Annotated in this window: 8 protein-coding genes; 2 read left to right on the top strand and 6 right to left on the bottom strand. The window is 73.7% G+C overall.

Annotated features, from left to right (window positions below; all coding sequences use genetic code 11):
- Positions 1-16: 16 nt before the first annotated feature.
- Together ACFU74_RS09370 and rsmI are read right to left on the bottom strand one after the other, a co-directional pair.
- Positions 17-487, bottom strand: a complete 471-nt coding sequence (locus tag ACFU74_RS09370; RefSeq protein ID WP_380754220.1) for a hypothetical protein — start codon at positions 485-487, stop codon at positions 17-19.
- A gap of 278 nt (positions 488-765) precedes the next feature.
- On the bottom strand, positions 766-1,647 hold the full coding sequence (rsmI, locus tag ACFU74_RS09365) for a 16S rRNA (cytidine(1402)-2'-O)-methyltransferase (RefSeq protein ID WP_380754218.1): 882 nt from the start codon (positions 1,645-1,647) through the stop codon (positions 766-768).
- Between the two features lie 106 nt (positions 1,648-1,753).
- Between rsmI and ACFU74_RS09360 the strand changes: the two genes are divergently transcribed.
- Both ACFU74_RS09360 and ACFU74_RS09355 read left to right on the top strand, forming a co-directional pair.
- Positions 1,754-3,664, top strand: coding sequence for a dolichyl-phosphate-mannose--protein mannosyltransferase (locus ACFU74_RS09360; RefSeq protein WP_380754215.1), 1,911 nt, complete (start codon positions 1,754-1,756; stop codon positions 3,662-3,664).
- Between the two features lie 202 nt (positions 3,665-3,866).
- The gene (locus ACFU74_RS09355) at positions 3,867-5,639 is read left to right on the top strand and encodes a penicillin-binding transpeptidase domain-containing protein (protein ID WP_380754213.1); all 1,773 of its coding nucleotides are present in this window, start codon (positions 3,867-3,869) and stop codon (positions 5,637-5,639) included.
- 38 nt (positions 5,640-5,677) lie between these two features.
- On the opposite strand, the gene ACFU74_RS09350 is transcribed toward ACFU74_RS09355, so the two are convergent.
- From ACFU74_RS09350 to ACFU74_RS09335, 4 genes are all read right to left on the bottom strand, one after another.
- Positions 5,678-7,117 (bottom strand): glycosyltransferase 87 family protein, encoded by a 1,440-nt coding sequence (locus ACFU74_RS09350; protein WP_380754210.1) that lies wholly within the window; start codon positions 7,115-7,117, stop codon positions 5,678-5,680.
- A 124-nt stretch (positions 7,118-7,241) separates the two neighbouring features.
- Complete coding sequence (locus ACFU74_RS09345; RefSeq protein ID WP_380754208.1) at positions 7,242-8,729, bottom strand: amino acid permease; 1,488 nt, start codon at positions 8,727-8,729, stop codon at positions 7,242-7,244.
- Positions 8,730-8,973: 244 nt separating this feature from the next.
- Positions 8,974-10,476, bottom strand: coding sequence for a penicillin-binding transpeptidase domain-containing protein (locus tag ACFU74_RS09340; RefSeq protein WP_380754206.1), 1,503 nt, complete (start codon positions 10,474-10,476; stop codon positions 8,974-8,976).
- Positions 10,477-10,487: 11 nt separating this feature from the next.
- Positions 10,488-11,819, bottom strand: coding sequence for an FtsW/RodA/SpoVE family cell cycle protein (locus ACFU74_RS09335; protein WP_380754203.1), 1,332 nt, complete (start codon positions 11,817-11,819; stop codon positions 10,488-10,490).
- Positions 11,820-11,844 lie beyond the last annotated feature (25 nt).

Below are 11,844 nucleotides of genomic sequence, written 5' to 3'. Positions count from 1 at the left end.
CCGGCCCGGCCGCCCCTCAGCCCCGCATCCGCGCCCAGAACCGGGCCCAGCGGCCGCCGGCCGGGGCGGTCCGCACCGGCGTGGCCGCCGTCCGCGCCGAACCGGACATCCCGGCCGCGGCGGGCGGCTCGGCGTGCCCCGCGTACCCGGGGGCGTGCTGCCAGGACTGGTCGGCAGCTCCCACCCGGCCCTCGCGCATGATCCGCACGGTGTGGCCGCCGCAGCCCGGGCAGGTCGGCTTCAGCAGCGGCGACGGCACCCGGACTCCGTTGGCGTGGTACTCGACGACCACATGCCCGTCCCGGGCCGTGCGGTGCTCGATGTCGTACGCCTGCTCCCAGCCGTACCCGCAGCTCAGGCACGCGAAGGAGTAGGCCTCCCGGACGGTCTCGACGGGAGTGTGCGTCCGGCCTGCCCGGCCGGTGCCGCTCGGGCCGGGGTCGCTCAGGGCGTTGCCGCCGCGGGGGCTACCGATCGTCTCGCTCATAGCCGTCTCCCAGCGCCCGCCGGGCGCTCGCCCGGCTGGGTCTTTCCATCCCAGGAAATGCCCGGAACACCCCGGGCGATGCCCGTCTTGTGAAGACTTGGAGGCGGGTTGGGAATCCCTATACGAAAGGGTGGGTCCTCTCCGGAAACCTCGACCGAAGCTTCAGCTCGACGGGTGTTTACCCGGGGCCTTCTCTCCACGGTACGCGCCCGCGAGCGCTGCGGCACATCGTCGACGAACGGTGCGTACCCGCAGCTCAGCAGCTTGTCGCGGCCACCTCAGGACGGTTCGCCGGCCGCCCGTCCGACGCCTCCCGCTGCGGCGTTCTTGGCCGCCACGACCGCGTCGAACACCTCCCGCTTGGGCACCGACAGTTCGGACGCGACCGCCGCGATCGCCTCCTTGCGGCGCTCGCCGGCCTCCTCCCGGACGGCCACCAGCCGGGCCAGCTCGGCCGGGGTCAGCTCCTGCGGCGCGGCCGGCGGCGCACCCGCCACGACCACCGTGATCTCACCCTTGACGCCCTCGGCCGCCCAGGCCGCCAGCTCGCCGATCGGCCCGCGCCGGACCTCCTCGTAGGTCTTGGTCAGCTCGCGGCAGACGGCCGCGGGCCGCTCGGGGCCGAACGCCTGCGCCATCGCGGCGAGTGCCTCGGCGATCCGGTGCGGGGCCTCGAAGAACACCATGGTGCGCGGCTCGGCGGCGACCGACGCCAGCTGCCGGGACCGGTCGCCGCTCTTGCGCGGCAGGAAGCCCTCGAAGGTGAACCGGTCGACCGGCAGCCCGGACAGCGCCAGCGCGGTGAGCACCGCGGACGGCCCGGGCACCGCGGTCACCTTGACGCCGGCCTCGACGGCGGCGGCCACCAGCCGGTAGCCGGGGTCGGAGACGGACGGCATCCCGGCGTCGGTCACCAGCAGCACCCGGGCCCCGCCGAGCAGCGCCTCGACGAGTTCGGGGGTGCGCCCGACCTCGTTGCCCTCGAAGTAGGAGACCACCCGCCCGGCCGGGGTCACCCCGAGCGCCTGGGTGAGCCGGCGCAGCCGCCGGGTGTCCTCCGCCGCGATCACGTCCGCGGTGGCCAGCTCGGCGACCAGCCGGGGCGGGGCGTCCGCGACGTCGCCGATGGGGGTGCCTGCCAGTACGAGTACTCCTGTCACGGACCCCATCCTTCCAGCAACCGGCCGCCGGGCGCTTTTGGTGACGATTCGGGCAGCTTCGAAGGGAGCCTCGGCAGGCTCACGATGCGCCCCTACGATGTGGCTGATGAACGGCGACACGGCGGCGCAGACGCCCACTGGTACAGACCACACCGCGCGGGGTGACGTCGGCGTGCCGGTCCTGACGGACCAGCCGTCACCCGCCCTGCCCGGCCCCCGCGACCCGGACGGCACCGCGGGTCCCGACGACCCGCCGGGCGGGCCCGGCGGCGACGGCGGCGACGGCGGAGGAGGGAGCGACGGCGGCTCCATACCCCCGCCGCCCCGCCCTGCCTGGCTGCGCGGCCTGGCCCGCTTCGGCTACGCGCCGCCGCCCGCCGCGACCCTGGCCGAGCGCCTGGTCCCGCCGATGCCGGACGGCCCGGGCGTCACCCCGAAGCGGGTGCCGCCCTCCCCCCTGCTGCTCCGCGTGGGCCTGTCCCTGCCGGAGCCGCTCTGGTCCTGGCTGGTCCGCTGGGCCGGCTGGCTCGGCCCGCTCGCGGTGGCGCTGTTCGCCGGCGCGCTGCGGTTCAGCGACCTCGGCACGCCGAACGCGGTCGTCTTCGACGAGACGTACTACGCCAAGGACGCCTACGCGCTCTGGCACGGCGGCTACGAGATCAGCTGGCCGGACGGCGCCAACGAGAAGATCATGGCGGGCGAACCGGCCCCGTACCGGCCGGACCCCTCCTACGTGGTCCACCCTCCGGTCGGCAAGTGGATCATCGGCGCCGGCATCCAGCTGTTCGGGATGAATCCCTTCGGCTGGCGGTTCGCGGTGGCCCTGCTCGGCACCCTCTCGGTGCTGATGGTGGCCCGGATCGCCCGCCGGCTGTTCCGCTCCACCCTGCTGGGCTGCGTGGCGGGCCTGCTGCTCGCGGTGGACGGCCTGCACTTCGTCATGAGCCGCTCCGCGCTGCTGGACCTGGTGGTGATGTTCTGGATCCTCGCCGCCTTCGGCTGCCTGCTGCTGGACCGCGACCGCACCCGGGCCGGGATCGCCGCCCGCCTCGAAGCCCGCGGCGGCCTCCCGGACCCGGAGTTCGCCCGCCGGATGAACCTGGGCTGGCGCCCGTACCGGATCGCGGCCGGCGTCTGCATCGGCCTGACCTGCGCGACCAAGTGGAGCGGCCTGTACGTGGCGGCCGCCTTCGGCCTGCTGACGGTGCTGTGGGACGTCGGATCGCGCCGACTGGCCGGCGCCGAGCGCCCGTACCTGTGGACGCTGGCCCGGGACGCGGGGCCCGCCTTCGTCTCGATCGTGGTGACCTCGGTGGTCGTCTACATCACCTCCTGGTGGGGCTGGTTCGCCAGCAGCACCGTGCCCAACCAGGGCGGCTACGGCCGTGACTGGGCGGTCGGCCGCTCCACCGACTACCCGTGGATCCCGGAGGGCCTGCGCTCGCTCTGGCACTACCACTCGACGGTCTACGACTTCCACACCCACCTGAGCGACCCGCACACCTACGAGTCGAACCCGTGGAGCTGGCTGGTGCTGGGCCGGCCGGTCTCCTTCTTCTACGAGTCCCCGAAGCTGGGGGCGGCCGGCTGCGAGGTGAACGAGTGCGCCCGCGAGGTGCTGGGCATCGGCACCCCGCTGCTCTGGTGGACCGGCGTGATCGCCCTGGTCTACTGCCTGTGGCGGTGGGCGGCCCGGCGCGACTGGCGGGCCGGCGCGGTGCTCTGCGGCCTGGCCGCCGGCTACCTGCCGTGGTTCGCCTACCAGGAGCGGACGATCTTCCTCTTCTACGCGGTCTGCTTCGTCCCGTTCCTGGTGCTCGCCGTGACCATGCTGGTGGGCGCGATCATCGGACCGCCCGGGGCCTCCAGGGACCGGCGGATCATCGGCGCCGCGGCGGGCGGCCTGGTGGTCCTGCTGATCATGTGGAACTTCCTCTTCTTCCACCCCCTGTACACCGGCGAGACGATCCCGATGGAGGACTGGCGCCGACGGATGTGGTTCAACACCTGGATCTGACGCGTCCCGCCGTCGGCCCGAGGGCGGGACGGGACGGGGCGGCGAAGGGTACCGGAGTGGTGTGCGGCACGTACCAGAACCGTCACAAGACCCGGTCCCTTCGTCGGTGCACGGAGCCCGGCTGCCTAGGCTGGGCTCCGAACGCGCATCCGGCCACCCTCCGGCTGCGGCCCGATCGCCTGACCCTTGGGGGAACCTCACCATGCGCAATGGCGCGAAGACCGGCATCATCACCGGCGTGGCCGTCGCCATGCTCGCCGCCAGCGGCTACGGGGCGTACAGCCTCGTCGGCGGCTCGGACGACAAGGACGCGCCGGCGGCCAAGAAGCAGCGCACCGTGGTCGCCGAGCCGCCGACCGCCGAGCAGGCCGCGGCCGGGGCCAAGGACTTCCTGGAGGCCTGGGCGGCCGGCGACATCGCCAAGGCGGCGTCGCTGACCGACGACCCGGCGGCCGCGACCACCGCGCTGACCGCGTTCCAGGAGCAGGTGAAGCCGAGCGCCCTCACCCTGGCGCCGGCCGGCCCGGCCACCCCGGCGGCGTTCGCCTCGGCGACCGGCACCCCCTCCCCCGCCAAGACCACGGCCCCCGCCACGCCGAGCAACACCGCCACCGACCCCCTGGCCGTCTCCGCCTCGCCCTCCGCCACCGCGTCCGCCGCCCCGACCGGGACGCTGATGGGCTTCAAGGCCCGCGCCGAGTTCGAGGGCACCAACCGGGTCTGGGACTACAGCGGCTTCCTCGGCGTCGTGAAGATGAGCGACGACACCCCGGCCGTGCACTGGGCCCCCTCGGTGATCCACCCGCACCTGGCCGCGGGCGAGACGATCTCCGTCCAGCCGCTGCCCCCGCTGGCGGGCAACGTGGTGGACCGCAACAACAAGGCGCTGAACAGCCCCTCGATCACCCCGCTGGTCGCCACGGTGCAGGCCAAGGTCGCCAAGCTGCTCGCGGACCAGAACAAGGACCAGAGCGACAGCGGCACCGGTGTGGTGATCACCAACCCGGCCGACCAGAACAGCACCCCCGACCGGCTGTTCACCATCGTCGACCCCAAGCCCCCGAAGCCGTTCAAGCTGACCATCGACGCCAACCTCCAGGCCGCCGCCGAGAAGGCGATGACCGACCTGGGCGGCAAGAAGGGCTCGATCGTCGCCATCGAGCCGAGCACCGGCCAGGTCCTGGCCTTCGCCAACGCGCCGGTCACCGGTCTCAACCGGGCCTTCCAGGGCCAGCTCGCCCCGGGTTCGACGCTGAAGATCCTCACCTCCACCGCCCTGCTGGAGGCCGGCATCAACCCGGAGACCCCGGTGCCCTGCCCGGTCCTGAGCAGCAACCCGAAGAAGATCCCGAACTCGTTCCCGGACCCGTTCCCGAACAACACCCTCCAGCAGGACTTCATGATGTCCTGCAACACCGCCTTCATCGACCAGGGCCTGGCCAGCCTCAAGCCGGGCGCGCTGACCACCACCGCCAAGGACGTCTACGGCATCGGCCTGAACTGGCAGACCGGTCTGCCCAGCTTCGACGCGGTGATCCCGGACGCCGGCACCAACAAGGACGAGCAGGCCATGCAGTCGATCGGCCAGGGCAAGGTCCAGATGAACCCGCTGGCCATCGCCTCGATCACGGCCACCGTGCAGAGCGGCACCTTCAAGCAGCCGGTGCTGGTCGCCGAACTGCCGCAGCAGAAGGCCGCCCGCGACATGACCCCCGACGTCGCCGGCAAGCTCCGCCAGATGATGGCCGCCACCGCCACCGGCGGCACCGCCAAGGACGTGATGGCCGGGATCTCCGACAACGCGGGCGCCAAGACCGGCTCCGCCGAGGCCACCGGCATCGCCACCAGCAACAGCTGGTTCACCGCCTACCGGGGCGACCTCGCGGTCGCCGCCGAGGTCGAGGGCGGCGGCCACGGCGTGGACGCCGCCGGCCCCGCCGTCGCCTCGATCATCAAGGCCGCCGGCAACCGCTGACAGCCACTCGCCCGCCCGCCTCCGGGGCGGGGCCCGTCCTACCGCGCCGTCGTCGGCAGGGCGGGCTCCGCGTGTGCCGGCGGGCGGGCCGCCGGGACGGGCGGGCGGGCGCTCCACCGCCGGGCGGCCAGCCGGGGCCAGATCATCAGCACGGCCGGCAGTGCCAGGTAGCCGAACCGCCCGGCCGGGGCCAGCATGAAGGCGACCGCCAGCCCGCCGGCCAGCAGGTCGGCGGCGGCGATCGCGGAGACCGGCGGCCGGGCCAGCAGCCAGACCGTCACCCCCAGCCCGCCGACGGTCAGCAGCACCAGCGAGGCGATGTGCCCGTTGGGCCCGAACCCGGCCAGCACCTTGCCCGGCAGCGGGCTGCCGGCCGGCGTCTGGATCGCGGTCAGCCCGAGCGGGAAGCGCACCACCTGCTCGCGCAGCTCATCGGCCCGCGCCAGGACGTACGGCACCATGACGGCGGACGCCGCCCCGAGCGCGGTCAGCCCGGCCCGGGCGGCCGGCCGCCGCCCGTAGAGCCGCCAGAGCAGCAGCACGGCCACCGGCACCGCCGGCCAGACCGTCCACTTCAGGCTCCCGGCCAGGGCGAGCACCAGCCCGGCGGCGACGGTCCGGTCCCGTTCGGCCAGCGCCATGGCCAGACAGCAGAGCCCGATCAGCGGCAGGTCCACCCCGCCGCCGACCAGCGCCAGCGCGACCAGCGGCGAGGCGGTGAGCACGGCCAGGGGCAGCAGCGGCGCGCGGTCCCGGGTGGGCCGCAGCAGCCGCCAGCTCGCCAGCAGGCAGGCGGCGAAGGCCAGCGCGAACCAGACCCGGGCGTCGCCGGCCAGCCGTGCGAGGGCGGTGCCCTCGCCGAGGAGGGTGTGCGGCACCCCGAACAGCGACATCGCCGGCAGGTAGGGGTTGTAGTCGGTGACCACCACCGGGTGCGGCAGGTACGGGCTGCCGGTGTTGAACAGCAGGTGTGCGGAGCGCTCCACCACCATCACCTCGGACTGGTGGCGGCCCTGGAGCACCAGGACCACGAGCGGCACCAGCGCGGCGCCCAGCAGGGCCGTCGCCGCCGCGGCCCGGGCGGCGACGCGGCGCGGCAGGACCACGCAGAACAGCCCGGCGAGCAGGTAGGCGGGCGCGGCGAGGGTGCCCCACAGCCGCTGGTTGGGCAGGTCGGAGACGAGCGGGAAGCCGGCCGCCCAGCCGGCGGCGACCAGGCAGCCGAGCAGTTGGACGCCCCGGTGCGCGGCCAGTGCGGTCGGCTTCAGCCGGCCGGAGGAGCGCGCCGGGCCGCGGCGGCCGCGCTGGCGGGGGAACGGACGGCGGGCCCGGTCGCGGGAAGCAGCCCGGGAGACGGCCGGGGAGACAGTGGGGGGAACGGCCCGGGAAACGACCGGCGCCGGGGTCGTCGGGGTCGCGCCCCGGCCGGTGAAGCGGCCGCGCGGGCGGGAATGACCGGGCGTGCGGGTGCTCACCATGGTGGAAGGTTATGGCCGGGGGCGGCGCGCTGTCGCCAAGTCGGCGAAGCCGGTCCGCACCGATCCGGACGGGGCCGCCGGGGGTGCGATTCCCCCGGACGGCCCCGTCGACGGCGCACCGCGCTCAGCCGACCCTGGTGCCGGCCTCGGCCTGCCGGTCCGCCCGCTCCAGCTTGGAGTGCTTGATGCTGTAGCCGAAGTACACCGCCACCGCGAGCACCAGGGCGATCCCGCCCGCCACGAAGGTGTCCGTGTGCAGGCCCCTGATCAGGTAGGCGCAGAAGCCGACGCTGATCAGCGGCACGACGGGGTAGCCCGGCACCTTGAAACCGCGCGGCAGGTCGGGCTGGGTGCGGCGCAGCACGATCACGCCGATCGCGACCACCGAGAAGGCGATCAGGGTGCCCAGGCTGGTGATGTCGGCGAGCACCCGGAGCGGGACGAAGGCGGCCAGCGCACCGACCCCGAGGCCGACCACGATGGTGTTCCAGACCGGGGTGCCGGTGCGCGGCGACAGCTCGGCGAAGCGCTTGGGCAGCATGCCGTCACGGCCCATCGAGTACAGGATCCGGGTCTGGCCGTAGATGACCACCAGGGTGATCGAGAAGATCGAGATGATCGCGCCGACCGCGAAGAGCATGGCCGGCCAGCTCTGCCCGGTGATGTCCTGGAGGATCTGGGCGAGGCCCGCCTCCTGGCCCTCGAACTTCTCCCACGGCTGGGCGCCGACGCCCGCGAGGGCCACCAGGATGTACAGCAGGGTGACCACGACGAGCGAGATGATGATCGCCGTCGGCAGGGTGCGCCGGGGGTTCTTGACCTCCTCGCCGGCGGTGGACACGGCGTCCAGGCCGATGAAGGAGAAGAAGATGGTGGAGGCCGCGACCTGGACGCCGCCGATGCCCAGCGGCATGAACGGGGTCAGGTTGCCGGAGTGGAAGCCGGTCATCGCGACGCCCACGAAGAGCAGCAGGATGAGGACCTTGATGGCCACCATGGCCGCGTTGACCTTGACCGACTCGCTGACGCCGCGGATCAGCAGGAAGCAGACCATGGCGACCAGCAGCAGTGCCGGCAGGTTGAACCAGTGGGTCTCGTCGGGCGCGCCGGTGAGCACTTCGGGGAGCTGGAAGCCGAAGGCCAGGTCGAGGAACTTGTTGAGGTACTCGGCCCAGCTGACCGCGATCGCGGACGCCGAGACGCCGTACTCCATCAGCAGGCAGATGCCGACCGCGAAGGCGACGCCCTCGCCGAGGGTGACGTACGCGTAGGAGTACGACGACCCGGAGACCGGGATCGCGGAGGCCATCTCGGCGTAGCAGAGCGCGGTGAGGCCGGCGGTGACCGCGGCGATCACGAAGGACAGGATGACGGCGGGGCCGGCCGACGGCACGGCGCTGGTCAGCACGAAGAAGATGCCGGTGCCGATGGTGGCGCCGATTCCTATCGCGGACAGCTGCCAGAGCCCGATCGTGCGGCGCAGGTGGATGCCGGAACGTCCGCCCTCCTCGGGCGCACCGGCGGGCAGGCCGTCGCGGCCTTCGGCCTCGGCGATCAGGGTGGTGACGGGCTTGCGCCTGAGGAGGCGTGAGCCGAGCGTGTTGCTGGCCAAAACGAGGGTCTTTCTGAGCGGGGGTTCCTAGCGGCCGGTCACTCGACGCGCCGAGGGGTGTCATCGGGGACCAACCGAACAAAGATGGGCAGTACCCCGCGAAAAGACCAGTGTCGCAAACGAACAGTCCGGCGGAGCGCATTGTACGAACCGTCGCACCAGCATGCACAAACCGGACACTTCGCAGACGGCGCATCTTCCGTCGAACGGCTAGCCCGGCAGGCCGGAGCGGCCGGTAAGGGGCTCACCCGGCCAGCACCGCCTGCATCACCGCACGGGCGACCGGGGCCGCGAGGCCGCCTCCGGTCACCTCGGCCGCCTCGCTGTCCGCGATCACCACGGCGACCGCCACCGGCGGCACCGCGTCCGGGCCGGCCGGGCCCGCCCAGGCGATGAACCAGGCGTACGGCGTCCCGCTGTTGTCCACCCCGTGCTCGGCGGTGCCGGTCTTCCCGCCGACCACCGCGCCGGGGATCCGGGCGGCGCGCCCGGTGCCGTTCTCCACCGCGTCGGTCATCAGCCGCCGCACCTGCCCGGCGGTGCCCGGGCTCATCGCCTGCCGGAACACGGCGGGCCGCATCAGCTGCACGGTGGCGCCGTCGCTCCTGGTCAGTCCGTCCACAAGCTGTGGACGCATCACGGTGCCGTTGTTGGCCACCCCCGCCGCGACCATCGCCATCACCAGCGGGGTGGCGGCGGTGTCGAACTGGCCGATCGAGGAGAGCGCCAACTGCGAGTCGTCCATCCGGGTGTCGAAGACGGAGCGGACCGCCCGCACCGGGGTGTCCAGCCGGGACTCGTTGAAGCCGAACGCCTCCGCCGTCGCGGCCATCCGCTCCAGCCCGACCCGCACCCCGAGGTACCCGAGCACGCTGTTGCAGCTGAGCGTCATCGCGGTGTCCAGCGACAGGCCGGGCTCGTCGCAGGCCGGGGTGTCGTTGACCAGCGGCGTGCCGGTGCCCGGCAGGACGTAGGGGTACGGCGCGTCGGTCGGCGCCTCGATGTCGACGACCACGCCGCTCTCCAGCGCCGCCGCCGCGGTCACCACCTTGAACGTCGAGCCGGGCGGGTACGTCTGGCGCAGTGCCCGGTTGAGCATCGGCCGGTCGGGGTCGGCCTGCAACCGGTTCCAGGCCTCCTGGTCCTCGGCGGAGGTCCCGGCGAAGCTCCCGGGGTCGTAGGCGGGGGTGGAGGCCAGCGCCAGGATCCGCCCGGTGGCCGGCTCGATCGCGGCGACCGCGCCCTGCTGCCCGCCGAGGCCGCGCACCGCCGCCTCCTGGGCGGCCCGGTCGATGGTGGTGCGGACGTTCCCGCCGGGGTTCTGCCGCCGGGCCACCGCGTCCCACACCGCCCAGCCCGACAGCCGGTCGTCGGTGCCGGAGAGCAGCGCGTCCTCGGTGCCCTCCAGCTGGGTGTTGCCGTAGGTCTGCGAGGAGTAGCCGGTGACGGCCGCGAACAGCGGCCCGTCGGTGTAGGTGCGCTTGAAGTCGAACCGGCCGCCGGTGGCCTCCGAGCCGGTGACGGGGTCGGCGCCCACCAGGATGCCGCCGCGCGGCTGCGAGTAGCGCTCGATGACCAGCCGCTGGTTGGCGCTGTTGTGGTTCAGCCCGTCCGCCCGGAACACCTGCACCCGGGTGGCCTGGGCGCAGAGCGCCACGATCAGCAGCAGGCAGAAGGTGCCGGCCCGGCGCCCGGTGACGGCGATCCCCGGCAGCCCCTGCGGCCCGTCACCGGCCCGGCCCGTCACCCGCCGCCGCCTCACCGCGCCTCCCCGGGGACCGGCCGCCGGGCGAGGTCGCTCATCCGCACCAGCAGCGCGACGACGATCCAGTTGGTCACCACCGAGGAGCCTCCCTGGGCGACGAACGGCAGGGTCATCCCGGTCAGCGGGATGAGGTCGAGCACCCCGCCCGCCACCACGAACACCTGGAGGCCGACGAGCGCCGCCAGCCCGATCGCCAGCAGCCGCCCGAACGGGTCGCGCAGCGCGATCCCGGTCCGGAACCCGCGCGAGACCAGCAGCGCGTACAGCAGGAACACCGCGAACAGCCCGGCCAGCCCCAGCTCCTCGCCGATGGTGGCGAGGATGAAGTCGGACTTCGCGGCGAAGCCGATCAGCGCCGAGTGCCCGTTGCCCAGCCCGGTGCCCAGCTCGCCGCCCCAGGCGAAGGCGAACAGCGACTGGGCGATCTGGTTGGCGCCGCGGCCCTCGGCGATCGAGCCGAGCGGGTCCAGCCAGTCGTCGACCCGGCTGTGCACGTGCGGCGAGAGCCACCCCACCCCGACCGCCGCCACCGCGGCCAGGAACAGCCCGATGACGATCCAGCCGGTCCGCGCGGTGGCCACGTACAGCATCACCACGAAGAGGCCGAAGAACAGCAGCGAGGTGCCGAGGTCGGTCTCCAGCACCAGCACCCCGACGAAGGCCGCCCAGATCACCAGGACCGGCGCGAGCACCCGCCCGGGCGGCAGCCTGAACCGCCGCACCCGCCTCCCGGTGAGCGCCAGCGCGTCCCGGTGCACCGCCAGGTAGGCGGCGAAGAACACCGCCAGCAGCACCTTGGCGAACTCCCCCGGCTGGAGCGAGAGCGGCCCGACGGTGATCCAGATCCGCGAGCCGTACACCGGTGGGAAGAAGACCGGCAGCACCAGCAGGACGAGGGCCGCCAGCGCCCCGATGTAGGCGTAGCGCTGCAACCGCCGGTGGTCCCGCAGCAGGAGCAGCACCAGGATGAACAGGCCCACCCCGAGCGCGGACCAGAGCAGCTGGGCGGACGCCGCATCGCCCGGGGTGGCCCGGTCGAGACGGTAGATGACGACCAGTCCGACGCCGTTCAGCAGCAGCGCGATCGGCAGCGGCAGCGGGTCCGCGTACGGCGCCTTCCAGCGGACCGCGCCGTGCGCCAGCAGCGCGAGCACGCCGAGCGCGGCCCCGTACTGGCCCGCGTCGGCGGGCACCGTGCCGTCGATGGTCAGGCCCACCGCGGCGTAGCCGAGCACCGCGGCCAGCACGGCGGCCAGGACGAGCGCGAGTTCGGTGTTGCGCCGGGCCGGCACGGTCCGGCGCGGCCGGCCGGCGGTCCTCGTCACGGGGGGAGTCGCCACGGACCGTCCA

Origin of the sequence: Kitasatospora sp. NPDC057500, assembly GCF_042802195.1 — a bacterium.
Classification (GTDB): Bacteria; Actinomycetota; Actinomycetes; order Streptomycetales; family Streptomycetaceae; genus Kitasatospora.
The sequence above is the reverse complement of the archived record's forward strand: the minus strand, read 5'-3'. Positions and strand labels throughout refer to the sequence as shown.

Bases quoted from the DNA above. Each gene is read 5' to 3' on its own strand.
- ACFU74_RS09370 (WP_380754220.1), bottom strand. From the start codon at position 487: ATGAGCGAGACGATCGGTAGCCCCCGCGGCGGCAACGCCCTGAGCGAC.
- ACFU74_RS09350 (WP_380754210.1), bottom strand. From the start codon at position 7,117: ATGGTGAGCACCCGCACGCCCGGTCATTCCCGCCCGCGCGGCCGCTTC.
- ACFU74_RS09355 (WP_380754213.1), top strand. From the start codon at position 3,867: ATGCGCAATGGCGCGAAGACCGGCATCATCACCGGCGTGGCCGTCGCC.
- ACFU74_RS09360 (WP_380754215.1), top strand. From the start codon at position 1,754: ATGAACGGCGACACGGCGGCGCAGACGCCCACTGGTACAGACCACACC.